The sequence below is a fragment of the Sphingomonas sp. DG1-23 genome (genome assembly GCF_030730875.1).
GTDB lineage: Bacteria > Pseudomonadota > Alphaproteobacteria > Sphingomonadales > Sphingomonadaceae > Sphingomonas.
Genome location: NZ_JAVAMA010000001.1, coordinates 498,595 through 524,124 on the forward strand (window position 1 = coordinate 498,595; position 25,530 = coordinate 524,124).

At 66.6% G+C, this 25,530-nt stretch carries 22 protein-coding genes; 10 read left to right on the forward strand and 12 right to left on the reverse strand.

From position 1 onward, the window contains the following. Positions 1-17 precede the first annotated feature (17 nt). The 3 genes from phbB to Q9Q95_RS02270 are packed head-to-tail and all read right to left on the reverse strand — an operon-like array spanning position 18 to position 4,019. A complete protein-coding gene (phbB, locus tag Q9Q95_RS02260) occupies positions 18-740 on the reverse strand; it encodes an acetoacetyl-CoA reductase (protein WP_306093435.1) in 723 nt (240 codons plus the stop codon). A 34-nt stretch (positions 741-774) separates the two neighbouring features. Further along, the gene (gene hemH / locus Q9Q95_RS02265; protein WP_306093436.1) at positions 775-1,782 is read right to left on the reverse strand and encodes a ferrochelatase; all 1,008 of its coding nucleotides are present in this window, start codon (positions 1,780-1,782) and stop codon (positions 775-777) included. After that, on the reverse strand, positions 1,779-4,019 hold the full coding sequence (locus Q9Q95_RS02270) for a xanthine dehydrogenase family protein molybdopterin-binding subunit (protein ID WP_306093437.1): 2,241 nt from the start codon (positions 4,017-4,019) through the stop codon (positions 1,779-1,781). The genes hemH and Q9Q95_RS02270 overlap by 4 nt, the downstream gene beginning before the upstream one ends. A 110-nt stretch (positions 4,020-4,129) precedes the next feature. Here Q9Q95_RS02270 and lgt point away from each other — a divergent pair, with 110 nt between their 5' ends. Beyond that, on the forward strand, positions 4,130-5,014 hold the full coding sequence (gene lgt / locus Q9Q95_RS02275; RefSeq protein WP_306093438.1) for a prolipoprotein diacylglyceryl transferase: 885 nt from the start codon (positions 4,130-4,132) through the stop codon (positions 5,012-5,014). A 7-nt stretch (positions 5,015-5,021) separates the two neighbouring features. Here lgt and Q9Q95_RS02280 read toward each other — a convergent pair whose 3' ends face one another. Then, on the reverse strand, positions 5,022-5,246 hold the full coding sequence (locus Q9Q95_RS02280; protein ID WP_306093439.1) for a hypothetical protein: 225 nt from the start codon (positions 5,244-5,246) through the stop codon (positions 5,022-5,024). 188 nt (positions 5,247-5,434) lie between these two features. Between Q9Q95_RS02280 and Q9Q95_RS02285 the strand changes: the two genes are divergently transcribed. From Q9Q95_RS02285 to Q9Q95_RS02300, 4 genes are all read left to right on the forward strand, one after another. Next, complete coding sequence (locus tag Q9Q95_RS02285) at positions 5,435-6,424, forward strand: class I SAM-dependent methyltransferase (protein WP_306093636.1); 990 nt, start codon at positions 5,435-5,437, stop codon at positions 6,422-6,424. Positions 6,425-6,534: 110 nt separating this feature from the next. Beyond that, positions 6,535-7,047, forward strand: coding sequence for a GNAT family N-acetyltransferase (locus Q9Q95_RS02290; protein ID WP_306093440.1), 513 nt, complete (start codon positions 6,535-6,537; stop codon positions 7,045-7,047). Further along, entirely contained in the window at positions 7,044-7,805 is a 762-nt protein-coding gene (pgeF, locus tag Q9Q95_RS02295; RefSeq protein WP_306093441.1) for a peptidoglycan editing factor PgeF, read from the forward strand. Before Q9Q95_RS02290 ends, pgeF begins: the two co-directional genes overlap by 4 nt. Before the next feature lie 94 nt (positions 7,806-7,899). Continuing rightward, entirely contained in the window at positions 7,900-9,210 is a 1,311-nt protein-coding gene (locus tag Q9Q95_RS02300; RefSeq protein ID WP_306093442.1) for a cystathionine gamma-synthase family protein, read from the forward strand. Between the two features lie 90 nt (positions 9,211-9,300). Here Q9Q95_RS02300 and Q9Q95_RS02305 read toward each other — a convergent pair whose 3' ends face one another. Beyond that, positions 9,301-11,043 carry a bifunctional UDP-sugar hydrolase/5'-nucleotidase gene (locus Q9Q95_RS02305; protein ID WP_306093443.1) on the reverse strand — a complete coding sequence of 581 codons (1,743 nt, stop codon included), beginning with the start codon at positions 11,041-11,043 and terminating at the stop codon, positions 9,301-9,303. Between the two features lie 60 nt (positions 11,044-11,103). Beyond that, the gene (locus tag Q9Q95_RS02310; RefSeq protein WP_306093444.1) at positions 11,104-11,997 is read right to left on the reverse strand and encodes an iron-containing redox enzyme family protein; all 894 of its coding nucleotides are present in this window, start codon (positions 11,995-11,997) and stop codon (positions 11,104-11,106) included. Between the two features lie 194 nt (positions 11,998-12,191). On the opposite strand from Q9Q95_RS02310, the gene Q9Q95_RS02315 reads away from it, so the two are divergent. The 3 genes from Q9Q95_RS02315 (at position 12,192) to Q9Q95_RS02325 (ending at position 17,543) form a co-directional block, all read left to right on the forward strand. Continuing rightward, the gene (locus tag Q9Q95_RS02315; RefSeq protein WP_306093445.1) at positions 12,192-14,516 is read left to right on the forward strand and encodes a GH92 family glycosyl hydrolase; all 2,325 of its coding nucleotides are present in this window, start codon (positions 12,192-12,194) and stop codon (positions 14,514-14,516) included. A gap of 319 nt (positions 14,517-14,835) precedes the next feature. Beyond that, positions 14,836-15,690 (forward strand): outer membrane protein, encoded by an 855-nt coding sequence (locus Q9Q95_RS02320; protein WP_306093446.1) that lies wholly within the window; start codon positions 14,836-14,838, stop codon positions 15,688-15,690. A 356-nt stretch (positions 15,691-16,046) separates the two neighbouring features. Then, positions 16,047-17,543 carry an OprO/OprP family phosphate-selective porin gene (locus tag Q9Q95_RS02325; RefSeq protein ID WP_306093447.1) on the forward strand — a complete coding sequence of 499 codons (1,497 nt, stop codon included), beginning with the start codon at positions 16,047-16,049 and terminating at the stop codon, positions 17,541-17,543. A 223-nt stretch (positions 17,544-17,766) separates the two neighbouring features. Here the strand turns inward: Q9Q95_RS02325 and murA are convergent, their stop codons facing one another. Then, the gene (gene murA / locus Q9Q95_RS02330; protein ID WP_306093448.1) at positions 17,767-19,050 is read right to left on the reverse strand and encodes a UDP-N-acetylglucosamine 1-carboxyvinyltransferase; all 1,284 of its coding nucleotides are present in this window, start codon (positions 19,048-19,050) and stop codon (positions 17,767-17,769) included. A 151-nt stretch (positions 19,051-19,201) separates the two neighbouring features. Here murA and Q9Q95_RS02335 point away from each other — a divergent pair, with 151 nt between their 5' ends. Continuing rightward, positions 19,202-19,912: a Crp/Fnr family transcriptional regulator gene (locus Q9Q95_RS02335; protein WP_306093449.1), complete on the forward strand. Its 711-nt coding sequence runs from the start codon at positions 19,202-19,204 to the stop codon at positions 19,910-19,912. Positions 19,913-19,916: 4 nt separating this feature from the next. On the opposite strand, the gene clpS is transcribed toward Q9Q95_RS02335, so the two are convergent. The 3 genes from clpS to phaC form a co-directional block, all read right to left on the reverse strand. Further along, complete coding sequence (gene clpS / locus Q9Q95_RS02340; protein ID WP_271240972.1) at positions 19,917-20,249, reverse strand: ATP-dependent Clp protease adapter ClpS; 333 nt, start codon at positions 20,247-20,249, stop codon at positions 19,917-19,919. Positions 20,250-20,425: 176 nt separating this feature from the next. Further along, a complete protein-coding gene (locus Q9Q95_RS02345) occupies positions 20,426-21,178 on the reverse strand; it encodes a phasin family protein (RefSeq protein WP_306093451.1) in 753 nt (250 codons plus the stop codon). Between the two features lie 114 nt (positions 21,179-21,292). Continuing rightward, positions 21,293-23,026 (reverse strand): class I poly(R)-hydroxyalkanoic acid synthase, encoded by a 1,734-nt coding sequence (gene phaC / locus Q9Q95_RS02350; protein WP_306093452.1) that lies wholly within the window; start codon positions 23,024-23,026, stop codon positions 21,293-21,295. Positions 23,027-23,153: 127 nt separating this feature from the next. Here phaC and Q9Q95_RS02355 point away from each other — a divergent pair, with 127 nt between their 5' ends. Then, positions 23,154-24,362 carry an LL-diaminopimelate aminotransferase gene (locus Q9Q95_RS02355; protein ID WP_306093453.1) on the forward strand — a complete coding sequence of 403 codons (1,209 nt, stop codon included), beginning with the start codon at positions 23,154-23,156 and terminating at the stop codon, positions 24,360-24,362. A 133-nt stretch (positions 24,363-24,495) separates the two neighbouring features. On the opposite strand, the gene Q9Q95_RS02360 is transcribed toward Q9Q95_RS02355, so the two are convergent. Next, on the reverse strand, positions 24,496-24,852 hold the full coding sequence (locus tag Q9Q95_RS02360; RefSeq protein WP_306093454.1) for a GntR family transcriptional regulator: 357 nt from the start codon (positions 24,850-24,852) through the stop codon (positions 24,496-24,498). A gap of 18 nt (positions 24,853-24,870) precedes the next feature. Further along, positions 24,871-25,470, reverse strand: a complete 600-nt coding sequence (locus Q9Q95_RS02365; RefSeq protein WP_306093455.1) for a nitroreductase — start codon at positions 25,468-25,470, stop codon at positions 24,871-24,873. Between the last annotated feature and the right edge of the window lie 60 nt (positions 25,471-25,530).

Consider the following 25,530-nt stretch of genomic DNA (forward strand, 5'->3'; position numbering starts at 1 on the left):
AGCCGGCCCGTTTTCATTCAATACATGTGCTGCCCGCCGTTGATCGACAGAGTCGATCCCGTGACGAAGCCCGCTTCCTCCGAGCACAGGAAGGCCACGCCGCGGGCGATCTCGCTCGCCTGGCCGAGGCGTCCTACGGGGATCTTGGCGACGATCTTCTCGAGCACGTCCGCCGGCACCGCGGCGACCATGTCGGTATCGATATAGCCCGGCGCGATCGCATTGACCGTCACCCCGGCGCGCGCGCCTTCCTGCGCCAGTGCCTTGGTGAAGCCGTGGATGCCCGATTTGGCAGCGGCATAATTGACCTGGCCATATTGCCCGGCCTGCCCGTTGATCGAGCCGATATTGACGATCCGCCCCCATTTGCGGCTGCGCATGCCCGGGAAGGTGGCGTGCGCCATGTTGAAGCAGCCGCCCAGATTGATCCGGATCACGTCTTCCCACATGTCGCGGCTCATCTTGAGGATCGTGCCGTCGCGGGTGACCCCGGCATTGTTGACGACTACGTCGACCGGGCCGAGCTCGGCCTCGACCTGCGCGACGCCTGCCGCACACGCGTCGAAATCGCCGACGTCCCATTTATACGCCTTGATGCCCGTCCGCTCGGTAAAGGCCTGCGCCTTCTCGTCGTTGCCGGCATAATTGGCGGCGACCGTCATGCCCGCGTCCTTGAGAGCAAGGCTGATCGCCTCGCCAATCCCGCGCGTTCCGCCCGTCACGATCGCTACGCGTGCCATGTGTCGCCATCCTCTCCGTTGTCGTTACGTAACGCTAGGGAGCGTCTGCCCAGCCCGCAAGTTCCCGCCACAATATCTTACGAAGCATTTCCACGCCGGCCTCGCTGGCATTGAGGCACGGCAGCACGGCGAAATTCTTTCCGCCCGCGGCCATGAAGGTCTCGCGGCCGCGGATCGCCAGTTCTTCGAGCGTCTCGACGCAATCGGCCGAGAAGCCCGGCGCGACGATCGCGATCCGGGTAACGCCCTTTCCCGGCAGCCCTGCAAGCACCGTATCGGTCGCGGGCTCGAGCCATTTGGCGCGGCCGAAGCGCGACTGGAAGGTGATCGTCAATGCGCGCCCCAGCGCCGCGCCCAGCAGCCGCGCGGTCTTCTGGCAATGGCAATGATAGGGATCGCCGAGGTGCAAGGTCCGCTCGGGCATGCCGTGAAAGCTGGCGAGGATCGCCTGCGGCGCGAAATCGAGCGCGGCGAGCGACGCTTCGACCGACATCTTGAGCGCATCGATATAAGCCGGATCGTCATGATAGGGCGGCAGCGTCCTGAGTGCCGGTTGCCAGCGCATCCGCGCCAGCTCGGCAAAGGCGGCGTCGTTGGCGGTCGCGGTCGTCGCCGCGCAATATTGCGGGTAGAGCGGCGCGATCAGGATGCGCTCGCACCCCATCTCCTTGAGCGCGCGCAGCCGCTCGCCCAGCGCCGGCCGGCCATAACGCATCGCATGATCGACGATCACGTCCGGCCCGAACGCGCCCTGCAGCGCCGCCGCCTGCTCGCGGGTGATCGCGGCGAGCGGCGATCCGTCCTCACGCCAGACCTGGGCATAGGCATGCGCCGATTTGGCCGGCCGGGTGCGCAGGATGATCCCGTGCAGGATCGGCTTCCACACCAGCCGCGGGATCTCGATCACCCGCGGGTCGGACAGGAACTCGGCGAGATAGCGCCGCACCGCCCTGGCTTCGGCAGCATCGGGGGTGCCGAGGTTGACGAGGAGCAGCCCGACCTTGCGGGTCGGGATCGTCGGATGGCCTGGAGGGAGCGTCATTCGATATCCGATAGCAAAGGCAAGCGGCGGAAACGCACGCCCGTGGCGGCCTGCAGCGCATTGGCGATCGCCGGCGCGACCGGCGGCACCGCGAGCTCGCTCGCCCCGCCGGGCTCGGCATTGCTGCGGATCAGTTCGACGGTGATGTCCGGACAATCGGCGAGCGTCGGCAGCAGCAGTTCGGAAATGTCGCGGACATCGGCGACATTCTCGGTGAAGCCGGTCGAACAGCCGACCGCCCCCGCCAGCCCGAACAGCAATCCGCCCTCGACTTGCTGCATCACCAGATCGGGATTGACGACCCGCCCGCAATCGACCGCCGCCACCAGCCGCTCGACCTTGACGCGCCGGTCGCTGGTCAGCTGCGCCTCGGCGAGCACCGCGATGTGCGAACCGCGGAAGCTGTGGCAGGCGATCCCCTGCCCGCTCCCCGGCTGGCCGCCCTGCCAGCCACCCAGCTGCGTCACGGTCTGCAGGCAGCGCGCGAGCCGCGGCTGCTGGCCCAGCATCGCCATGCGGAACGACAGCGCATCCTGCTCGGCGACATGCGCGAGCTCGTCGAGAAAGCTCTCGGTGAAGAAGCAGGTGTAGCTGTGCGCCCCCGAGCGCCAATAGCCGGTCGGCACCCCGATCGCTGCGGGATGATGATCGACCGCCAGATTGGGAATCGCATAAGGCGGCACTGCGCCCGCCACGGCGCTGGCATCGCCGCCGCCGAGCGCCAGCCCCGCCGCCGGCAGCGCATCGCCGTGGAGCAGCCGCGCCGCGAGTTCGCGCCCGCTCGCCGGCGCGGCGATCTTGGCGAGCCAGCCGCTCAGCCGGCGCTGCGGATCGATCCGCGCGCTCATCCGCCCCGCCGCGGCAGGACGGAAACGATCGCGGCGGAAATCCTCGCCGCGCGGCCAGGTCAGCTGCACCGGCCGGCCGATCCGCATCGTCAGCAGCGCCGCCTGCGCCGCGACCTCGCTTTCGAGCTTCGCGCCGAACGCGCCCCCCGCCATGGTCGGATGAAGGATCACGTCGGTCTCGGCGACGCCCGCCGCGCGCGCCGCCGCGGCACGCGCGAGCCCCGGCGCCTGGGTGGGCAGCCACAAGGTCAGCCGGCCGTCGCGATACGCGGCGGTCGCCGTCATCGGCTCGAGCGGCGCGTGGAGCGCGAGCCCCACCCGATATTCGGCCGCGACCAATTGCGCGCCGCGGAACTGCGCCGCAAGATCGCCGGCGCTCGCGATCCGCGACCCCGCGCCGTCGAACGCCGCGCTCAGCGCCTGCTCGATCGAATCGCTGTTGACCACCGCTTCGGGGGTGCGGAAGCGGGGCCGCATCGCATCGAGGGCGCGATCGGCCGCCCACCAATTATTGGCGACCGTAGCGACCCAATCCTCGGTGGTGACCACCGCGAGCATGCCCGGAATCTTGTCTGCCGCGGCGCGATCGACCCGCACCAGTCCGGTATCGCCGACCGGCCCCTGCCGGATCGAGGCATAGACCATGTCGGCCAGCCTGATGTCCGCCGCGAACAACGCGCTGCCGTCGACCTTGGGCGGCGCGTCGAGCCGCGGCAACGGCTGGCCGTAGAGCCGGGCCTCGTCGCCCGCGCGCGGCGGCACTTCGTCGGGCGGGCTCTGCTCCGCCGCCTCCGCTGCCAGCGCGCCGAAGCCAAGCTTGCGATTTCCCTCGAACACGAGATGGTTGAACGTCCCGCACGCCTTCCAGTCGACGCCCCAGCGCGCCGCCGCCGCCTTGCACAGCAATGCCCGCGCCGCGGCGCCCGCACGCCGCAATTCGCCTTCGAAATTGCGGATCGAGGTCGAGCCGCCGGTGAGCGTCAGCCCGCTCCGCCGGACGTAGCGCGTGCGAAGCGTGTCGGGGAGCGCGCCGAGCGCCGCCTCGAACAATTCCTCCGCCGCGAGCTGGTTGGCATAGAGCGGATTGAGTGGTGCCGGCTCGACTCCGACCATCTTCCAGTCCGCACCGAGTTCGTCGGCGATGATCTGCGGGAAGGCGGTATAGACTCCCTGCCCTTCCTCGCATTGCGGCACCGCGACCGAGACATGCCCGTCGGTGCCGATCTTGAGCCACGCACCGAACAGGCTCTCGCCGGGGGCCGCGGTGAGGTTGGGAAGCCAGGTGCGCGGCCACGCCGCCCAGGCGACGACCAGCCCGATTCCGGTGCCGCCGCCGATCAGCAGCGTCCGCCGATCGAGCCTGATGCGCGCGCTTGGGTCCCGGGCCATCGCAACGCTCTATCGCGCGGCTTGCGCCTGCGCCAGCCATTGCGGCCTTGGGTTTGCCGCGCGGCTGCTCTATCGCAGGCCCGAGACCGATTGCCGGGGAACGACAAGAAGTGCTGCTCCAACTCCTCGCCGCTGCCGGCGATCATATCCAGTTCAAGGATCTCGGGCTCAGCCCGGTCGCGGTCGATCTCGGCTTCTTCCAGATCAAATGGTATTCGCTGGCCTATATCGCCGGCATCCTGATCGGCTGGTGGTACCTGCTCAAATTGCTCGCCCAGCCCGGCGCGCCGATGGCGCGGCGCCACGCCGACGACCTCGTCTTCTACGCGACCCTCGGCATCATCCTCGGCGGCCGGCTCGGCTATGTCCTGTTCTATGCGCCCAACATGATCGTCGAATCGCCGCTGCAGATCGTGCGCCTGTGGGACGGCGGCATGTCGTTCCATGGCGGGGTGATCGGCACGACGATCGCGATCATCCTGCTCGCCCGACGCCACGGCCTCAACTGGCTGCGCATCCACGATTATGTCGCCTGCGTCGCGCCGTTCGGGCTGTTCTTCGGCCGCCTCGCCAATTTCGTGAACGGCGAATTGTGGGGCAAGCCCGCCGACCTCCCCTGGGCGATCGTCTTCCGCAACACCGTGCAGAGCGGCCTGCCCGAACCCGCCCGCCATCCCAGCCAGCTCTACGAGGCCGGGCTCGAGGGCGTGCTGCTCTTCGTCATCCTGTGGTTCTTCTTCTGGCGCACCGATTCGCGTTACCAGCCGGGCAAGCTCGTCGGCATCTTCGTGCTCGGCTACGGCCTGTGCCGCTTCGTCGTCGAATTCTTCCGCGAGCCCGACGCACAACTGGTCTGGCTGGTCGACGCCACCGGCCTGCACATGGGCCAATGGCTGTGCATTCCGATGATCGTCGGCGGCGCCTGGCTGATCGCCACCGCCAAAGGCCGCCGCCAGCGCGTCGAGCCGATCGCGGGATCCGAAAGCGTCGCCTGAACGCGGCCTATCGCACCAGGCTGATCAGCTCCGCAGCGCTGATCCCGTACAGGCCGCAAATATGGTCGCGCAGCCGCTGCTTCGCGGCTTCCATCTCGGCATAGGCCGCTTCCTCGGCGGGTTCGGCGTCCTGATTGACCGCATGCGGTGTGGGGACCAGCGCGCTCCACGCACCGCGATGGCGCGCCGCTGCCGCGCGCACCTCTTCCGCCAACCGCTTGCCCTCTTCCATTCTCCGTCAACGCGCGGCCGCGTGCTGCGGCTCCTCGCCGGGATGACGGGGCGCGTGCGACAGGTTAGGGAAGCCGCGTGACCGATCCCCATCATCCCCTCGCCGCCTCGCAGGCGCAGCGCAGCGGCAATGCGGCCGGGCCGGCGCTCGCCGAACGGCTCGCCCGCGCGATCACGCTCGCCGGGCCGATGCCGCTCTCGCAATTCATGGGCGCCGCCAACGCGCATTATTATGCGACTCGCGATCCGCTCGGCAGCCGCGGCGATTTCACCACCGCGCCCGAGATCAGCCAGATGTTCGGCGAGCTGATCGGGCTGTGGCTCGCCGATCTGTGGGACCGCGTCGGGCGTCCCGAAGCCCGCTATGTCGAGCTAGGGCCGGGGCGGGGTACGCTCGCCGCCGATGCGCTCCGCGCCATGGCCAAAGCCGGCCTCGAACCCGGCGTCGACTTCGTCGAGACCAGCCCGACGCTGCGCGCGGCGCAGGCCGACCGCGTCCCCCATGCCGAATGGCACCTCGATCTGGTCGGCCTGCCCGAGGATGCGCCGCTGCTCGTCATCGCCAACGAATTCTTCGACGCGCTGCCGATCCGCCAGTTGGTCGCGACCGGCGAAGGCTGGCGCGAGCGGCTCGTCGCCTGTCAGGACACCCTGTTCCTGCCGATCGCCGGCGATCGCAGCTTCGACATGATCATCCCGCGCGACTTGCTCCATGCCGATCCGGGTTCGATCCTCGAAACCTCGCCCGCCGGCGTCGCCATCCTGCGCAACCTGGCCGCCCGCCTGCTCACGCAAGGCGGGGCCGCGCTGATCCTCGATTACGGCTATGAAGGCCCGGCGGTCGGGGACACGCTTCAGGCGGTGCGTGGCCATGCCTATGCCAATCCGTTCGACACGCCGGGCGAGGCCGATCTCACTGCGCATGTCGATTTCGCCACGCTCAAGGAAGCCGCCGAGGCCGAAGGGCTGATCGTCCACGGCCCCGTGACGCAAGGCGCGTTCCTCAACGCGCTGGGGATCGAGGCGCGTACCGAGGCGCTCGCCCGAGCAGCCCCCGATCGCGCCGAAGCGCTCGCCCTCGATCGCGACCGGCTGGTCGACCCCGGGCAGATGGGCGACTTGTTCAAGGTCATCGCGCTCACCGCGCCGGGCTGGCCCATTCCTGCGGGGTTCGCATGAATTCAGATCACCCTCACCCTTCCGGCGCTTCGCGCCTCTCTCCCTCTCCCGTCGGGAGAGGGAAGGGGCCCGCCGCCGAAGGCGGTGGGAAGGGTGAGGGTGACGGCAGAATGACGGTGATCCATTACCGCGACGCCACCCCCGCCGATCTCCCCGAAATCGACGCCCTCTTCCGCGAAAGCTTCGTCGCGACCTTCGGCCATCTCTACAGCCCCGAGAATCTCGCCACCTTCCTCGCCAAGTTCACGCCCGAGGCATGGGGGGAAGAGCTCGCCGCCCCCGGCGTCGCGCTTCGCCTCGCCGAGGACACGCAGGGACCGATCGGCTATTGCAAGATCGGCCCGGTCACCCTCCCCGTCGCGCCCGGCCCCGATCCGATCGAGTTGCGCCAGCTCTATCTGCGCGAACGCGGCAAGGGCAGCGGCGCGGCGCAGGCGCTGATGGACTGGGCGCTCGATACCGCGCGCGCCCGCGGCGCGGCCACCCTGTGGCTGTCGGTCTATATCGACAATCACCGGGCCAAACGTTTCTACGAGCGCTACGGCTTCGTCGATCGCGGCCGTTATGCGTTCATGGTCGGCGACCATGCGGACGAAGATCGATTGATGAGCCTCGACCTGTGAACCCCGTCGAAGTCACTCGCTCCCGCGCGCTCGACGGCGTGGCGCACGGCTTTCTCGGCCGGCGCGGCGGAATCTCGACCGGCCTGGTCGCCGGGCTCAATGTCGGCACCGGCTCGGCGGACGACCCGCAAGCGATCGCCGAGAACCGCCGCCGCGCCAGCGAGGCGGTTTTGCCCGGCGGCCGTCTCGTCACGCTCTATCAGGTCCATTCGCCCGACGCGGTCGCGGTGATCGAGTCGTTCGAGGAGCGCCTCCGCCCGCGCGCCGACGCCTTGGTCACCGACCGGCCCGGACTGGCGCTCGGCATCCTCACCGCCGATTGCGCGCCGGTGCTGCTCGCCGACCGCGAAGCCGGGGTGGTCGGCGCGGCGCATGCCGGGTGGAAAGGCGCGATCGGCGGCGTCACCGATTCGACGATCGCGCTGATGGAGACCCTCGGCGCCAGACGCGAGCGCATCGCCGCCGCGATCGGCCCGTGCATCGCCCGCGCCAGCTACGAAGTCGATCAGGGCTTTTTCCGCCGCTTCGCCGAAGCCGATCCGGCCAACGAACGTTTCTTCGCCGATGGCAGACCGGATCACTGTCAATTCGACCTCGAAGCCTATGTCGCCCACCGTCTCGCCGCGGCGGGCATCCTCACCGTCGAGGCGCTCGGGCGCGACACCTATTCGAACGAGGATCGTTTCTACAGCTTCCGCCGCGCGACGCATCGCGGCGAGCCCGATTACGGCCGCCAGATCAGCATCATCGGACTGTGAGGAAAATCCTCCCTCGCGCAGCGGGGAGGATTAGGGGTGCGCCCAGCTGGCCAACTCGTTACAGACGATACCAACTATAGATCCGGAGAGCCCCATGACCGACGAAACCGAAGCCGATCTGACCGGCGTAGCGCCGCGCCGCCGCCCCAGGGTCAGCGTCGACAAGGTCGGCAACCGCCAGCTCAAACCGTCGACGATGATGATGGGGCATGGCTATGATCCGGTGCTGTCGGAAGGCTCGCTCAAGCCGCCGATCTTCCTGACCTCGACCTTCGTCTTCCCCAATGCCGCCGCGGGCAAGCGCCACTTCGAGGGCGTCACCGGCAAGCGCCCCGGCGGCGCCGACGGGCTCGTCTATTCGCGCTTCAACGGTCCCAATCAGGAAATCCTCGAGGACCGCCTCGGCATCTGGGAAGGCGCCGAGGACGCACTGGCTTTCTCCAGCGGCATGTCGGCGATCGCCACCCTGTTCCTGTCGATGGTCAAACCCGGCGACACGATCGTCCATTCGGGCCCGCTCTACGCCGCGACCGAGACGCTGATCGCGCGCATCCTCGGCCGCTTCGGGGTGCATTGGCTCGATTTCCCGGCCGGTGCGACGCGCGAGGAGATCGACGCGGTGCTCTCGCGGGCGGCGAGCGGCAATGTCGCATTGATCTATCTCGAAAGCCCCGCCAATCCGACCAACGCGCTCGTCGATGTCGAAGCCGTCGCGGCCAGCCGCGACGCGATCTTCAAGGGGGCGAACAAGCCCCCGATCGCGATCGACAACACCTTTCTCGGGCCGCTCTGGGCGCAGCCGCTCAAGCAGGGCGCCGACATCGTCGTCTACAGCCTCACCAAATATGCCGGCGGCCATTCGGATCTCGTCGCCGGCGGCGTGCTCGGCTCGAAGGAGCACATCAACACGATCCGGCTGATGCGCAACACGATCGGCACGATCTGCGATCCCAACACCGCGTGGATGCTGCTGCGCAGCCTCGAGACGCTCGAACTGCGCATGAGCCGCGCGGGCGAGAATGCCGCCAGGGTCTGCGAATTCCTGCGCCAACACTCCAAGGTCGAGCATGTCGGCTATCTCGGCTTCCTCGAAGAGGGCAGCCGCCAGGCCGACATCTATCGCCGCCATTGCACCGGCGCCGGATCGACCTTCTCGCTCTACCTGAAGGGCGGCGAGAAGGAAGCGTTCGCCTTCCTCGACGCGCTCAAGATCGCCAAGCTCGCAGTCAGCCTCGGCGGCACCGAGACACTCGCCAGCCATCCTGCGGGGATGACGCATCTGTCGGTGCCCGAAGCCCGCAAGCAGGCGCTCGGGATCACCGACAATCTCGTCCGCATCTCGATCGGAGTCGAGGATGCCGACGACCTGATCGCCGATTTCGAAGAGGCGCTACAGGCGGTGTGAGGCCTCGGTGCTCCTGCGAAAGCAGGAGCCCAGGGTTACAAAGGTCGTTGCTCGCGACTCTGGGCTCCTGCTTTCGCGGGAGCACCGAGACTAATTGCGCAGCGTCACATCCCGCGTCCGATCGGTTGCCGGCGGCGTCACCGGCCCGCCCGCGAAATATGCCTCCAGCGCGTCGAGATCGCCGGTATCGGTCGGCATCTCATTCCCCCCGATCAGCATACTGAAACCATCGCCGCCATTGCCGAGGAAATTGCTCATCACGACGCGATAGACCTGCTCGTCCACGAGCGGCGCGCCGTTGAGCTTCGGGTCGACCACCCGCTGCCCCACCGGCTTGCCGAGATCATAGCCGAAGCCGAAGCCGCGCGAGACCAGCAGCAGATTGCGCCCGCCCGCCTTGTTCTCGTCGAACTGTTGTTCGAGCACCGCGCGCAATTGCCTGCCGGTGAATTGCTTGATCACCAGCACATTGCCGAACGGCTGCGCGGCATAGAGGTCGCCGAAAGTGATCGTGCCGTCGGCGCGCGGGGTGAGCGAGGCGCGGACGCTGCCCGCGTTCATCAGCGCGATCTGCGCACCTTGCGCCGCGGTCGCCGCGAGCTGGGCGTCGGCGATCAGGTTGCCGAGCACCTGCTCGCGCATGTCTTCGTCGCTGCGCGGTGCCGGTGCGGTCAATTTGCCGATCGGCCGCTCGGCATAGCTTTTCGCCGCCGCGGCATAGCGCGCGACCAGCGCCGCCACCCGCGGCTCCGGCGCGAAGCGCGCATAACGATCCGAGATCGCGACCGGTCCCCTGGCGCTGGTGAACGGCTCGCCCTGCACGAGCACGTTGGCCGCGCGCTTCGCCACCACCCTGCCCGCCACCGGGTCCACGTCGAGCGTGATGTCGGTCAGCAGCGTCCCGCCATAACCGGCGCTGGTCAGCAGCAGCGGCCGCGTCGGGTCCTTGCTGCCATAGTCGCAGATATAGGCGTTATGGGTATGCCCCGAGACGACCAGATCGACGCGTGGGTCGAGCCGTTCGAGGATCGGGAAGATGTCGCCGGTCATGCCTTCGCAGCTGTTCGCGTCGAAGGCGCGCTTGCTGTAGCCGCCCTGATGGATCAGCACGACGATCGCGTCGGCGCCCTCGGCCTTGAGCTTCGGCACCAGCGCATTGACCGTGTCCGCCTCGTCCTCGAACTTCAGCCCCGCGACGCCGCTCGCCATCACCAGCGTCGAAGTGCCCTTGAGCGTCATGCCGATGAACGCCACCCGCACCTGCCGCGCGCCCTTGCCGAAACTGCGGATGCCATAGCTCGGGAACAGGGTGCCGCCGCCCCGCTTCGCGACATTGGCGGCGAGATAGCCGAACTTCGCCCCCGTGAACGGCTCGACCGCGCAGGGCTGGCGCTTGGTGTTCTTCGCGCAGCCGCCATTCTGAAGCCGCAGCAGTTCCTTCTGCCCGCGATCGAATTCGTGGTTGCCCACTGCGTTGAAATCGACGCCGACCAGATTCATCGCGTGGATCGTCGGCTCGTCGAGGAACATCGACGAAACCAGAGGGCTCGCGCTGATCATGTCGCCCGCCGAGACCGTGACGCTGTTGGGATGCCCTTCGCGGAGCTTGGCTACGGCCGAGGCGAAATAGGCCGCGCCGCCCGCCGGCACGCGCGTGACGCCGCTTTCGCCGGGGACATCGACCGCGAGCTTGCCCGCCTCGAGATTGCCGTGGAAATCGTTGAACGCGATGATCTGGACCGATACCGGCGCGACTGGCTTGGCCCCGGGCGGCACGCGCCCCGCGCATCCCGCAAGCGTCGCCGCCGCCAGCATTCCGATCACTATCCGCATCGCCATCTCCGTCCGCCACGCCCGTGGCGGGGAGATGTTACCGCGCAATGTCCGCGCGCGTCAGCCCCAGAGGCGTTCGCGATAGGCAGCGAAGCAGCGCTCGCCGCATTTGAGCCGCATCAGCGCACCCTCGGCCATCGCCGTCGCGCGGCGCGGATCCTCCTCGACCGCCGGCCGGATCGCCTCGCGATTCCAGTCCTCGCTATGCTTGATGTCGAGCACCGCGTGCAGCGTGAAGTAGCGCGCTTCCTTGGGGCTCAGCCCGACGCGCTTGAGCCCCTCGGCGACCAGAGCCGCGCGTCCCGGCGCAGTGAGCTCGATCACCCCGAGCGCGCCGACCGAGTGCCACGCATAGCGGCGGTTGACTGCCATCGCGGTCATCGCGTTGGCGAGCGCAAGGCTCTCCCACACGGTATTCTCGATCACCGGCTCGACTTCGAGCGTCTCGACCAAAGCGTCGAGCATCGGCCCGTGCATGCCCTTGGCGGTGCCGTGACCCATCTCGTCCCAATAATTGCGCGCGAGCTCGAGCTTGGGACGGACCGGCAGCTTGACCTGCGTCATCGCCACCAGATCGTCGAACCCCGCCTCGCCGGCGGCTTCCTGCTCGAAGAACCATCGAAGCTGGTCGCGGTCCGCTTCCTCTGCAAGCCACGGGAACAAGGGATCGCCCTGACCCGGACCGACCTGCTTCAGTTCCTCGAACCAGGCGATGAAGCCTTCGACGTCGGTCGGCGCCGCGGCCGCCTCGTCGGCGATCTCCGCGCGAAGCTCCTCGACGAAGCCGCCTTCGAGCCGCTGCATCTTGATGTCGCGCTCGAACATCCGGCTCCAGTCGCCGGGAAAGCCAGGCTCGAGCCGCTCGCGATTCCAGTGCGCGAGTCCGCGCTGGAAGCTGTCAGTAAGAAATTGCGAACCCGCATCATTCGCGAAGTCGCTCGGACGTGTAGCCATGTTGCTGTGCTCTCCTGCCGTTGTTCAAACCGGCAGGCACCCGCGATTGTTCCCCAATCCAGGCTATAAGAGCCTTCAAAAGGCTGATATTTAACCCAAATCAATCCAATTGCCGGCGCGTTCGTCGTGCGGCCGGATGACTGCCTGGCCTAAGCGGTTGGCACTCTCGCCGCGCCATGCTTTAACCCCGCGCCATGCCCAGTAGCTTCCCCCGCGCCCCGGCTGCGCTCGCCGCCCTTTCCCTCGCCACCACGCCGCTCGCCGCGCAGACGACATACGAAAGCGTCGACCCGTTCATCGGCACCGGCGGCGAGGGGCACACCTTCCCCGGCGCCGTCGCCCCGTTCGGCATGGTCCAGCTGAGCCCCGACACCGATACCGGCTGCAAGATCCGCGAATGCTACGGCCACGCCGCCGGCTATCGCTACGACGATCCGACGATCCAGGGCTTCTCGCACACCCATTTCTCGGGCGCCGGCCATTCGGACCTCGGCGACTTCCTGATCATGCCCGCGGCCGGCGAGAATGTGCTGCTCGAACCAGGCGACGCCAGCACCCACGGTTCGGGCTATCGCTCGCGCTTCAGCCACGACACCGAGACCGCGCAGCCGGGCTATTACGGCGTGACGCTGGCGGATTCGGGCATCCGAGCCGAGCTGACCGCCGGCACCCGCATCGGCGTCCATCGCTACGCCTTCCCCGCCGGCGCGCCAGCGCATCTGGTCCTCGATCTGCGCAGCGGGCTCTACAATTATCCCGGCAAGACCTTGTGGTCGTCGATCCGCATCCGCCCCGACGGCACGATCACCGGATCGCGCGAGACCCGCGGCTGGGCGCCGGCACGCAAATTGTTCTTCGCGATCCGCCCCTCGGCGCCGCTGACCGATCATGCCTTTCTCAATCGCGAGGAGAAGGTCGAATATAAGGGCTTTCAGGGCCCCGGCCGCGGCCGCGACGATCCCGACCAGCTGCAAGGCCGCGCGCTCGTCGCCCGGCTCGATTTCGGCAAGCTCGACAAGCCGCTCGAGCTGAAGGTCGCGCTGTCGAGCGTCGACGAGGACAATGCGATCGCCAATCTCGACAGCGAGCCCGGCAATTTCGACGCGATCCGCGCCGGCACCCGCACCGCCTGGGAGCAGGCGCTGGGCGCGATCGAGATCGAGGCGCCCGCGCCGACCAAAACCATGGTCTCGACCGCGCTCTACCATGCGCTGATGGCTCCCAGCGTCTTCTCCGACGCCGACGGACGCTATCGCGGCCCCGACGATCAGGTCCACAAGGCCGAGGGTTTCACCTTCCACTCGACCTTTTCGCTGTGGGACACCTTCCGTGCCGAGCATCCCTTGCTGCTGCTCGTCCAGCCCGAACGCCGCAACGCCGACTTCGTCAATTCGCTGCTCGCCAGCCAGAAAGCGAGCCCGTTCGGCATCCTCCCCGTCTGGCAATTCCACGGCCGCGAGACCTGGACGATGATCGGCTATCACGCCGTCCCGGTGATCGCCGACGCATATCTCAAGGGCGTGCGCGGCTTCGACGCCGGCGCCGCGCTCGATGCGATGGTCAAGAGCGCCAGCTACGGCCCCTATGGCGGCCTCGATCACTATATGAAGCTCGGCTACGCCCCGATCGACAAGGAGCCCGAGGCGGCGTCGAAGACCGTCGAATATGCCTATGACGACTGGACGATCGCCCGCATGGCACGCGCGCTCGGCAAGGACGATGTCGCCGCCGGCTTCGAGAAGCGCGCCGGCTATTGGCGCAACAGCTTCGACGCCAGGACCGGCTTCCTGCGCGCACGCAAGACCGACGGTAGCTTCCGCGAGCCGTTCGACGCCACCGCGATCAACTATGGCAGCGACTATACCGAGGGGAATGCCTGGCAATATTCGTGGTTCGTGCCGCACGATCAGGCGGCGATGTTCGCCTTGCTCGGCGGCGACAAGGCCGCGGTCAGGAAGCTCGACGCGATGTTCGATTTCGACAATTCGAAGCTCGACTACAGCCATGCCGAGGACATTGCCGGGCTCATCGGCCAATATATCCATGGCAACGAGCCCAGCCATCACGTCGCCTATCTCTACAATTATGCCGGCCAGCCGTGGCGCACGCAGGAGCGGCTCAAGCAGATCGTCGAGAGCCAGTATAAGACAGGCCCCGCCGGCCTGTCGGGCAATGACGATCTCGGCCAGATGTCGTCCTGGCTCGTCTTCACGGCGCTCGGTTTCTATCCGGTCGCGCCGGGATCGAACCAATATGTGATCGGTCGCCCCTTCCTGAACCGCGCGACGCTCCGCCTGCCGAACGGCAAGCGCTTCACCGTCCTCGCCGAGGGGCTGTCGGCGAGCAACGACTATGTCGGCAAGGCCACCCTCAACGGCAAGCCGCTCGACCGCAGTTATATCACGCATGACGAACTGACCGCCGGCGGCGAGCTGCGCTTCACGATGCAGGCGAAGCCCGATCTGCGCTGGGCGACGACCCGCGCGGCGCGCCCGCTCTCGACGAGCACGGTGCGCTAGAGGGGCTGCACGAAAATAGGCGGGAGCGGTGGTTGGCGGACCGTCAGCCCGAAACGCAGTTCCGGCCGATACCAAATTGCCTGTCGGCTTCCCATCAACGCACCCCTCTGGTTGCGATCAATGATAGATCGCGCGAATCCAAAGAGATGGCTGATCCGCCGATTATTGCATTCACCGTGATCCGATCAATATCCATGTAGACATCGAAACATGAAATCCTTTCAAGTATTGCGCGCCTCCGCATGAAACTCGCTTTCTGGATCAATTCCCGTCATACTTCCGCTGGTCGATTATTTCGACTCGGAGGGGGAATAAGATCATGCCTCATCGTGCATTATCTTTCTTATTCGGCGCGTCGATCGCGTCCTGTCCGGCGCAGGCTCAGGATGGCGGGTTCTTCGCAACGATCGGGGCCGAAAACCGAACGCAGAAGCTAGCCGCGTCAGGCGCCCTTCTCGGATCTCTCGCGCCCGTGACTCCCTTCGATGAGGAAACCAAAGGTGATCGCATCGATGGCACTGCGAGTCTCGGCTACGACCTTCCGATCGGCGGCTCATTGTTCCTGGGCATCGAAGCGAGTTTGGGGCTGGGGAATCTGGACCAGCGTCTGGACGCCCGCGCCAGCGCGACGGCCACGCAAACGGTCTATATCTGCTACCCGGATCCATTCGCTGTCGGCGGCTGCGCGGGGCCCCCGTCCATCTCCGAAACCACCACGGTCTTCGATGAGACGCAGCACCTTGCTCTCAACGTGCGAACCGGGCCGTCAGTCGCGCTCATGGCCCGCGCGGGCCTTCGTTTTGGTCCAACCAGAATATGGGGGTTCGGCGGCGTCGTCAGGCAAAGGCTTCATGCTGCGCACGATCTGCCGGCCGTGAACACGGCAATCCCGCCGGTCTACCGGTACGCGCTCGGGCCACCCGGTGTGCAGATCCTGGAACTCGCCCAGAGGACGACGCTGCCAGCAGAGCAGGTATCCGAGACGCGCCGCATGACGGGATCGATCGTCGGCGTCGGCCTCGAACAGCGGATAACCGGCCGATACTCGCTCGTCGCCCGCTACGGCTATGCCGATTATGGAGAGACGACCTTCCAGTCGACTGCGCGACTCGCCCCCGTCCGCATCAAGAGCAGGTCGCATACTTTCAGCATGGCACTTGGCGCCCGCTTCTAGACGGCTGCAACCGATACTCAGCCGACAGGCTGTCTCTCTCGAAGGTGGCCGATAGCCAGCCGGCCGCTGCCGCAGGTCCTGCAATTGGGCGAGCGCCGACGCATTCCCGGTTTCGCGGCCGCCCATCCCGGGGATTCTCCGGAGTCACCGCTCGGCCTGAACTGGGCGGTCGAATTTCGATCTTCTCGTGGGCGCATCGCAGCGGCGCGGCAGACGCGTAGGCCGAAGCAAAGCCTCCGGGTGATCCGCTCCTGAAATATTTCCCGCCCTTACCCGCGTGGCGATGCCGTGAGCATCCTATGATTACGACGGGCCGCATGGCGATCGTAAATCTCTATTCTAACAGGCTAAATTTGATGAAAAGAACGCTTCTATCGGGTGCGGGGCTCGTCGCGATCGCGCTTGCCACGCCGGCATATGCACAAAGCACGACCACCGATCAGTCCGAACTCGTGGCGCTGATCAAGGCGCAGTCGGCCGAAATCGCCGCGCTGCGCGCCCGGCTCGACAAGATCGATGGCGCTCGCCCGGTGACCGCCGCTGCCGGCGAAACCGCAGCCGCGCCGGCTCCGCAAGTTGCAGCCGTCAATCGCGTCGCGGTCGCGAACGACGAGAACGTCCGGGATTCGTTCGCGCCGCAGATCGTCCCGCCCGGCCCCGCCGATCAGGACGTCGCCCAGGCCCGCGCCGCGATGAACCCGGCAAACGTCACCACCGAATGGCGCGGCGGCGCGCCGATCTTCCGCTCGGCCGACGGCAAGTACATGTTCAAGATTCGTGGCCGCATCATCAACCATGCCAGCACGACTTTCGGGTCGGACTATGAAGGCCGCAACATCACCACCACCGGTGCCCGCGCGCTGCGCATCGGCATCGAGGGCGCGGTCGGCCCGCACTTCTTCTATCAGTTCGAAAACGACTTCGCCGACAACACCTCCGACGTCGGTACGATGTTCGTCGGCTGGCGCGACACGGTCGGCGCCATCTCGTACGACGTCCGCTTCGGCAACATGTTCAACGACCGCAGCTTCGAAGGCTCGAGCGGTTCGGACGCGCCGCCGTTCCTCGAGCGCAACGTCGTCGCCATCTCGATCATCCCGCAGCGCGGTTTCTATGGCATCGCGCTGATGCCGCGGATCTTCTGGAACACCGGCCATGCCTCGCTCACGATCAGCGGTGACGCCGTCGATGCGAGCCAGGCGGTAGGCGACAGCCGCACCGTGCTGGGCCGCATCCACTGGAACCCGTACAAGACCGATCGTTCGATGGTGCATCTCGGCCTGTGGGGCTTCGACGAGGCGCTGGCCAAGGGCCCCGGCACGCTGACGCGCAACACCGTGATCGGCGGCCGCTTCAACAGCGCGCTGCGCGTCTCGACCGGCACTCTGGTCGGCGGCACCGGCACCACCGGCTATGGCGCCGAAGTCGGCGGCTATGCCGGCCCGTTCTGGGTGATGGGCGAAGCCGGCCAGCGCAAGGCGCGCCTCGACGCCGGACGTCCCGATTTTGAGAGCAAGGCGTGGAGCCTGTCGACCGGCTGGTTCCTCACCGGCGATCTGCCGCCGTACAATCCGCGTCTCGGCACCTTCGCCCAGCCGCGCGTGCTGCGGCCGGTGTTCGACGGCGGCCCGGGCGCGATCGAGCTTCTCGCGCGCTACGAGAATGTCGATTATTCGGGTCTGCCGACTCTCGGCCAGGGCAGCGCGGCGACTGCGGGCGTGAACTGGTATCTCGACAGCATCATCCGCCTCCAGTTCAACGTCATCCACTGGAACACCAACAACCGCGCCGGCGCCTATACCGGCAAGGACAGCGGCGAGACCGTCAGCGCCGGGTTCGGCGTAACCTTCTGACGCCTTTGCCAAGGAACACGGCCGTCGCTTCCCGGAGAAGCGACGGCCGCGATCTCTGTCCGCGACATCTGCCTTGCAATATAGGATTTCGCCTGCTTGGCTCGCGGCGATGGATGATGCGCCGCCGCTCTTTCACTCGTCGCAACTTGGCCGCACCGCGCGAAACCATGTTGCGAGATAAATCGCGTTTCGGTGAACTTTGTCAATTTAGGCGGCGCAATCCTCAACCGTCGCCGACGCGCTCGATATCGGCGCCGACGCCCTGCAGCTTCTCCTCGAGCCGCTCGTAACCGCGGTCGAGATGATAGACGCGCTGGACCTGCGTCTCGCCCTCGGCGACCAGCCCGGCGAGGATCAGGCTCATCGATGCGCGCAGGTCGGTCGCCATCACCGGCGCGCCGACCAGTCGATCGACGCCGTGGACCACTGCGGTACGCCCGCGCACATCGATGTTCGCGCCCATCCGCGCCAGCTCGGGAACGTGCATGTAGCGATTCTCGAAAATCGTCTCGGTGAGCACGCTGGCGCCGTCCGCCTTGCACAGCATCGCCATGAACTGCGCCTGCATGTCGGTGGCGAAGCCCGGGAACGGCGCGGTCGACAGCGTCAGCGGCTTGATCCCGTTCGGCGCGGCGACGCGGACAGAATCGCGCGTCTCCTCCACCGTCACGCCGGCATCGACCAGCGCGTCGAGCGTCGCGCGCATGTCGCCCGCCGCCGCGCCGACCAGCTCCAGATCGCCGCCGGTGATCGCCGCGGCGCAGGCATAGCTGCCCGCCTCGATGCGATCGGGCATCACTGCATAGGTCGCACCGTGCAGCCGGTCGACGCCCTCGATCGTCAGCGTCTCGCTGCCAATGCCGTCGACCCGCGCGCCCATCGCGACCAGCAGATTGCACAGGTCGACGATCTCGGGCTCGCGCGCCGCGTTCTCGAGCACCGTGGTGCCTCGCGCGGTCGCCGCCGCCATCAGCGCGTTCTCGGTCGCGCCGACCGACACCACCGGGAAGCGGAAGCGCCCGCCCGCGATCCGTCCGCCCGGCGCGCTCGCCTTCACATAGCCTGCGGCGACCTCGATCTCCGCGCCCATTGCCTGCAGCGCTTTCAGATGGAGGTCGATCGGCCGGTTGCCGATCGCGCAGCCGCCGGGCAGCGACACCGTCGCCTCGCCGGCGCGGCCGAGCAGCGGGCCGAGCACGAGGATCGAGGCGCGCATCTTGCGCACGATGTCATAGGGCGCGACGGTCGAGGTCAGCTTGCCGGCGCGGGTGGTCAGCACGCGGCCGAAATCGTTCGGACGCGTCCCCTCGATCGCAGTGGAGGCGCCTAACTCATTCAGTAGATGTCCGAAGCTGTCGACATCGGCGAGCCGTGGCAGGTTTCTGAGCGTGAGGGGTTCGTCGGTCAGCAATGCGCAGGGCATCAGCGTAAGGGCGGCGTTTTTCGCGCCCGAAATGGCGATTTTTCCCGAGAGGCGGTTTCCGCCGCGGATGAGGATACGGTCCATGGCCGAGCTTCTAGCTTCTCGTGACGCCGGTGCAAGCGCGACGGGCCGTGAAACGGATTGATCGACTTTAATGCATTGATTCCGCGGCACTGCTTTGCATCGGGCGTGGGGGGAATTCGAATTCGTGTCGGGTAGTTGTTTCGCGGACATATTGAGCGAGCTCGTCGAGCTGTCCCACGGGGAGAGCGACGCGCTCGAAAAACTGGAGGAACGCCAGCGGCCGGTGCGCCGCGGGGCGGTGCTGCAGCGTGAGAACGAGCCGTGCAACGAGCTCTTCATCCTCCGCAAGGGGCTGATGATGAGCTATGTGCTGCTCGACGACGGCAGCCGCCAGATCCTCCGCTTTCTGTTTCCGGGCGACATGCTCGGCGTGTCGAGCGCGGTCTATCAGGAGGCGCCCGAGACGCTCGCCGCACTTTCCGACTGCGTCGTCTCGCCGTTCGACCGCGCCGCGCTGGCCGATATCATGCGCGAGCATCCGCGACTCTCCGCGCTGATCCTGGTCTATTGCCAGATCGAGCGGGTCGCGCTGACCGACCGGCTCGCCGCGCTCGGCCGCACCAGCGCCAAGGCGCGTGTCGCTGCGCTGCTGCTCGAGCTGCGCAATCGCCTGCGCACCACCGACAAGAGCATCGCCAGCGCCTTCGCGCTCGGCCTGACCCAGGAAGAGATCGGCGACGCGACCGGCCTCACTGCGGTCCATGTCAACCGCATGCTCCGCCAGCTCGAGGAAGATGGGCTGATCACCCGCGAATCGGGTCGCGTCACGCTCCGTAACGAACCCGCGCTTGCCCGGGCCGCCAATTATGTGAATCGCTATCAGGGGCTCGATCTGGGCTGGCTGCCCCGCCCGCGAAGCTAGCCGGTCAGGCCTTTTCGAGCGTGCACTGAAGCGGGTGCTGGTTCTGCCGGGCGAAGTCGATCACCTGGCTGACTTTGGTCTCGGCGACTTCGTAGCTGAACACGCCGCAGACCCCCACGCCGCGCTGATGGACGTGGAGCATCACCCGCGTCGCCTCTTCCATGTTCATCCGGAAGAAGCGCTGCAGGCAGAGCACGACGAATTCCATCGGCGTGTAATCGTCGTTGAGCATCAGCACGCGGTAGGGCGTCGGCTTCTTGGTGCGGGTGCGCGTGCGCGTCGCGAGCCCGACCGAGGGATCACGGGTCCCCGTATCGTCGTCGCCGTCCTCGGCCATACGGATCATGATTTTGCTGGTTTCGGACATCGCGCTGAAAATATGGGTTCACCGGAGTCGAGGCAAGGCCGCAACCGCGCCATTAATCTTCAAAAAAAGCCCGCGCTGTCAAAAAGAAAGGGCGGCCGCCCTGCGGCAGCCGCCCATCTACGCGTTTACTGGAGCGCTGCGCGCGCTCAAGCGGTGGTCTTCACCTTCTCGGCCGCAACCGCGAAGCGGCTGGAGATCGGCTGCGCGGCGTCGCCGGCGAGCTTGAGCACGGCTTCGGTGTTCTTCGAAGCTTCGGCGACATACGAGTCGAACGCGCCGCGAACGAAGTCGCTCTGCAGCTTGAAGAATTCGGTCGGCGACTTGACGGTCGCGAAGGTCTTCAGCGCGGCAGTCGCGCTCTCGAACGACTTGCGGCCATATTCGGCGGCTTCCTGGCCGAGGGTCTCGAAGCCCTTGGCGGCGATGCGGCCCGACTCGACGACGGCCTCGAGATTGCCCTTGGCGAACTCGTTGGCTTCCTCGACCAGTTTGGTCGACTTCTCGACGGCTGCCTTGGTGCGATCGTTCCAGTCGGCGAACAGAGCCTGAGCCTTGACGGTGTTGTTTTCGAAATTGGTAGCCATGGTGCTGGTTTCCTTGACGAGGATTTCCGGGGCGGTCTCGACGACGGCCTCGGCGATTTTGACGGTTTCCGCGGCGGCGGCTTGGGCCTGCTCTGCCACGGGTCGAACGATTTCCACTGCTTCCTGCGACGCTGCCACGACCGGAGCCGGTCCGGACGCGTTCACCGGAGCTGCTGCTTCGATGACGGCTTCCGGCGCGGGCTTCTTCTCAGCCTTGACTGCGACAGCCTGAGCCTTGGGCGCTGCCGGCTTGGCGCGCGCCGCAGGCGTCGGAGCGATCGGCTTCGCCGGCGCTTTCGGTCCCTTGGTGGCCATGTGACTCGGTCCCTGACTATTGCTGCAATGCAGCATATAGGAGCCTGTTGCGCGCATTGCAAGAAGAATATTGTGCACTGCACAAAACTCGTTTACGCTACGGAACGAGCGGCCTCAACGCGTGCGGACATAGCTCCCCGGAGCATCTTCGATTGCCTTGAGCTTGCCCTTGCCCGGCACGCGTGCACCTTTTGCACCCACCTTCCGGTCATCCACGCTATGGACCCATGCCGCCCAATCGGGCCACCAGCTGCCCTTCGTCTCCTCCGCACCGGCCATGAACTCGGCGAGCGTCTCGACCTTCCGGTCGTTGACCCAATATTGGTATTTGCCCGCCGCGGGCGGATTGACCACCCCGGCGATGTGCCCCGACCCCGCGAGCACGAACTTGAGCGGCCCCTTGAAGTGATGGGTGATCTTCCACACGCTTGCTGCAGGCGCGATATGATCCTCGCGGCCGGCCTGGACATAGGTCGGCGTCGTCACCTTGCCGAGATCGATCGGGGTCCCGGCGATCGACAGCAGCCCCGGCGTGACGAGCTTGTTGTCGCGGTACAGGTCCGAGAGATAGCTTAGATGCCAGGTCGAAGGCAGGTTGGTGACGTCCGAATTCCAGTGGAGCAGGTCGAACGGCACATAATCCTGCCCCATCAGATAATTGTTGGTGACATAGTTCCAGATCAGGTCGCGCCCGCGCAGCAGGTTGAAGGTCGCCGCCATATAGCGCCCGTCGAGAAACCCTTCGGCGCCGAGGCTCTTGATCAGTGCCAGCTGGTCGTCGTCGACGAACATGGTCAGATCGCCGGCTTCCGAGAAATCGACCTGCGCAGTGAAGAAGGTCGCGCTCTTGACCTTCTCCGCCTCGCTCCGCGCCGCGAGCACCGCCAGCGTCGCCGCCAGCGTGGTGCCCGCCACGCAATAGCCGATGGCATGCACGCCTTCGACGCCGAGCAGGTCGCGTACCGTGTCGATCGCGTCGATCTGGCCGCGCTCGACATAATCGTCCCAGACGACATGCTTCATGCTGGCGTCCGCAGACTTCCACGAGACGACGAACACCGTCAGCCCCTGTTCGACCGCCCAGCGGATGAAGCTCTTCTCGGGCGTGAGATCGAGGATGTAGAAACGGTTGATCCAGGGTGGGAAGATGATCAGCGGGGTGGCGTACACCGCTTCGGTCGCCGGCGAGTATTGGATCAACTCGTATAGCGGCGTGCGCTTGACCACCTTGCCCGGCGTCATCGCGAGATTCTTGCCGAGCTCGAACGCGCCCTCGGCGGTCTGCGTCATCTGCCCCTTGGCGAGGTCCGACAGCATGTTCTGCAGGCCCTTGAGCAGGCTCTCGCCCTTGGTCTCGACGATCTTCTCGAGCACCTGCGGATTGGTCGCGGGGAAATTGGTCGGGCTCACCGCGTCGATGAAGCCTTTGGTCGCGAAGCGGATCTGTTCCTTCTGCCGCGGATCGACGCCTTCCAGCGCATCGACGCCCTTCAGCAGGTGATCGGCGATGACGAAATAGCTCTGGCGCAGGAAATCGAACACCGGCTCCTCGCGCCATTGCGGCGCCTTGAAGCGCTTGTCGCGGGCCTGTTCGGGCGTCTCCTCGAACGGCGCGGCGTTGGTCGGGTCGAGGAAGCGCTGCCACAATTGCATCGTGTCGGCCCAGAAATTGGCGCTCGCCCGCATCTGCGCGGCCGGATCGAACATCGCGCCGAACGCCGGTGCCGCGGGTACCTGCTCCATCAGGTCGATGCCATGTTCGAGCATCATCTGCTGCGCCTTGCCCAGCACCCAGGTCCAGTGCTGGAGGTCTTCGAGGTTCGGCTGTGGGGTCGTGGTATCGGCCATGCAGATCCTCTCCGGCGAACGCTTCGACGTTCTAGATGCAACTCGCCGTTTCCGCGAGCGCCCTTATGCCCTAGAACCACCGACACGGCACAAAGGGTGCCGCCTCCAACACGAGCGAGAAGTGGAAATGTCCGAAGAGTTCTACCGCATCAAGCGGCTGCCGCCTTACGTCATCGCCGAGGTCAACGGCATGCGGGCAGCGGCGCGCGCGGCGGGCGAGGACATCATCGATCTCGGCATGGGCAATCCCGATCTGCCGCCGCCGGCGCATGTGATCGAAAAGCTCTGCGAAGTCGCGTCGAAGCCCGACGCCCACGGCTATTCGCAGTCCAAGGGCATTCCGGGACTCCGCCGCGCCCAGGCCAATTATTATGGCCGCCGCTTCGGAGTCGAGGTCGATCCCGAAACCGAAGTCGTGGTGACCATGGGATCGAAGGAGGGGCTCGCCAGCCTCGCCACCGCGATCACCGCGCCGGGCGACGTGATCCTCGCGCCCAATCCGAGCTATCCGATCCACACCTTCGGCTTCATCATCGCCGGCGCGACGATCCGCGCGGTGCCGACCACGCCCGACGAACATTATTTCGAGAGCCTCGAGCGCGCGATGAATTTCACCGTGCCGCGCCCGTCGATCCTCGTGGTCAATTATCCGTCGAACCCGACCGCCGAGACCGTCGACCTTGCATTCTACGAGCGGCTGGTCGCCTGGGCGCGCGAGAACAAGGTGTGGATCATTTCCGATCTTGCCTATTCCGAGCTCTATTATGACGGCAATCCGACCGTCTCGATCCTGCAGGTCAAGGGCGCCAAGGATGTCGCGATCGAATTCACCTCGCTCAGCAAGACCTATTCGATGGCCGGCTGGCGGATCGGTTTCGCGGTGGGCAACAAGGATCTCATCGCGGCGATGACGCGGGTGAAGTCGTATCTCGATTACGGCGCCTTCACCCCGGTGCAGGCGGCCGCATGCGCCGCATTGAACGGCCCGCAGGACATCGTCGAGAAGAACCGCCAGCTCTATCACAAGCGCCGCGACGTACTGGTCGAGAGCTTCGGCCGCGCCGGCTGGGACATCCCCTCCCCGCGCGCCTCGATGTTCGCCTGGGCACCCTTGCCGCCGGCGCTTGCGCATCTCGGCAGCCTCGAATTCTCCAAGCAATTGCTCAGCCACGCCAAGGTCGCGGTCGCGCCCGGGGTGGGTTACGGCGAGAATGGCGAGGGCTATGTCCGCATCGCGATGGTCGAGAACGAGCAGCGCCTGCGGCAGGCGGCGCGCAACGTGCGGAAGTATCTGCAGTCGATGGGGGTCAATACGCCCAGCGCCAAGGCGGGCTGACCACTCTCTATCGTCACCCCCCGCGAAGGCGGGGGCCCACCTCCCAAGCGCGCAGCAGAACGCACCCGTGCGTTAGGGGGACGGTCCAGGAGGGGTCCACGCTTTCGCGGGGATGACGAAGCAGAAGCTGATCTCAGGCGATCTCGCGATCGAGAAGCTCGTTCAGGTCGAGCCCGAGCAAGGCGATATGCTCGCGCACCCGCGGCCAATGGCCGGTGAGGAAGCGCTCGCGCTCGGCGAGGCGCAGCCGCTCGACCGCGCCGGGCAGCACGAACATGCCGACCCCGCGCCGGACCTCGACATAATCGTCGTCCTGAAAGCTCTGATAGGCCTTGGCGACGGTCAGCGGATTGGCACCGTGCTCGGCGGCGAGCGCGCGCACCGACGGCAGTTGGTCCCCCGCGCGATATTCGCCGCGCAGGATCGCCGCGGCGATGGTGGCGCGCAGCTTGAGATACACCGGTGAGTCTTCGTGCTCGAGCGCTGTCATGCTGCCTTAATACACCAATTAGCGATCGGGTCCATACCCCGGATTCCATTCGTGTACGATTTCGGACAGTTCGCCCCGCGGCCGCTCTTCGAGATCGCGCCCGGGCGTGCCGATGAAGACGAACCCGGCGATCCGCTGCGGTGCTGCGCCGAACAGATCGCGCACCGCGTCCGAATAGGCCGCCCAGCCGGTCAGCCAGCTGCCGACGAACCCCATCGCATGCGCCGCGTGGAGCAGGTTCATGCACGCCGCCCCCGCCGACAATTCCTGCTCCCAGAGCGGAATCTTGTGCGGGATCACCGGCGCAGAAAGCACCACGACCAAAGCCGGCGCCTGGGTCACGAACTGCACCGTCGCTTCCTCGTCGCGCGCATTGCAATCGGGTTTCTCGGCGCGCTGGATCGCGACCAGCTTTTCGGCGAGCGCCCCACGTGCGTCGTCGGGCACGATCACGAAGCGCCACGGCGCGAGCTTGCCGTGATCGGGGGTCCGCGCCGCGATCGCCACCATCTCGCGCAATTGCGCCGGGCTCGGCCCCGGCGGCGCCATGTCGCGCGGCTTGCCCGAGCGGCGGGTCTTGAGAAGGCTGAGCGGCGTGGCGCGATCGTTGAAGGTCATGGCTGCGATCTAGGGAGCGAATCCGCACGCGCCAAGCTCGGCTTTGCACGCGGCACGCGC

Coding starts and splice junctions, on each gene's coding strand:
- phbB (WP_306093435.1), bottom strand. CDS start 740: ATGGCACGCGTAGCGATCGTGACGGGCGGAACGCGCGGGATTGGCGAG.
- hemH (WP_306093436.1), bottom strand. CDS start 1,782: ATGACGCTCCCTCCAGGCCATCCGACGATCCCGACCCGCAAGGTCGGG.
- Q9Q95_RS02270 (WP_306093437.1), bottom strand. CDS start 4,019: ATGGCCCGGGACCCAAGCGCGCGCATCAGGCTCGATCGGCGGACGCTG.
- Q9Q95_RS02280 (WP_306093439.1), bottom strand. CDS start 5,246: ATGGAAGAGGGCAAGCGGTTGGCGGAAGAGGTGCGCGCGGCAGCGGCG.
- Q9Q95_RS02285 (WP_306093636.1), top strand. CDS start 5,435: ATGCCGCTCTCGCAATTCATGGGCGCCGCCAACGCGCATTATTATGCG.
- Q9Q95_RS02290 (WP_306093440.1), top strand. CDS start 6,535: ATGACGGTGATCCATTACCGCGACGCCACCCCCGCCGATCTCCCCGAA.
- Q9Q95_RS02300 (WP_306093442.1), top strand. CDS start 7,900: ATGACCGACGAAACCGAAGCCGATCTGACCGGCGTAGCGCCGCGCCGC.
- Q9Q95_RS02305 (WP_306093443.1), bottom strand. CDS start 11,043: ATGCGGATAGTGATCGGAATGCTGGCGGCGGCGACGCTTGCGGGATGC.
- Q9Q95_RS02310 (WP_306093444.1), bottom strand. CDS start 11,997: ATGGCTACACGTCCGAGCGACTTCGCGAATGATGCGGGTTCGCAATTT.
- Q9Q95_RS02315 (WP_306093445.1), top strand. CDS start 12,192: ATGCCCAGTAGCTTCCCCCGCGCCCCGGCTGCGCTCGCCGCCCTTTCC.
- Q9Q95_RS02320 (WP_306093446.1), top strand. CDS start 14,836: ATGCCTCATCGTGCATTATCTTTCTTATTCGGCGCGTCGATCGCGTCC.
- Q9Q95_RS02325 (WP_306093447.1), top strand. CDS start 16,047: ATGAAAAGAACGCTTCTATCGGGTGCGGGGCTCGTCGCGATCGCGCTT.
- murA (WP_306093448.1), bottom strand. CDS start 19,050: ATGGACCGTATCCTCATCCGCGGCGGAAACCGCCTCTCGGGAAAAATC.
- clpS (WP_271240972.1), bottom strand. CDS start 20,249: ATGGCCGAGGACGGCGACGACGATACGGGGACCCGTGATCCCTCGGTC.
- Q9Q95_RS02345 (WP_306093451.1), bottom strand. CDS start 21,178: ATGGCCACCAAGGGACCGAAAGCGCCGGCGAAGCCGATCGCTCCGACG.
- phaC (WP_306093452.1), bottom strand. CDS start 23,026: ATGGCCGATACCACGACCCCACAGCCGAACCTCGAAGACCTCCAGCAC.
- Q9Q95_RS02355 (WP_306093453.1), top strand. CDS start 23,154: ATGTCCGAAGAGTTCTACCGCATCAAGCGGCTGCCGCCTTACGTCATC.
- Q9Q95_RS02360 (WP_306093454.1), bottom strand. CDS start 24,852: ATGACAGCGCTCGAGCACGAAGACTCACCGGTGTATCTCAAGCTGCGC.
- Q9Q95_RS02365 (WP_306093455.1), bottom strand. CDS start 25,470: ATGACCTTCAACGATCGCGCCACGCCGCTCAGCCTTCTCAAGACCCGC.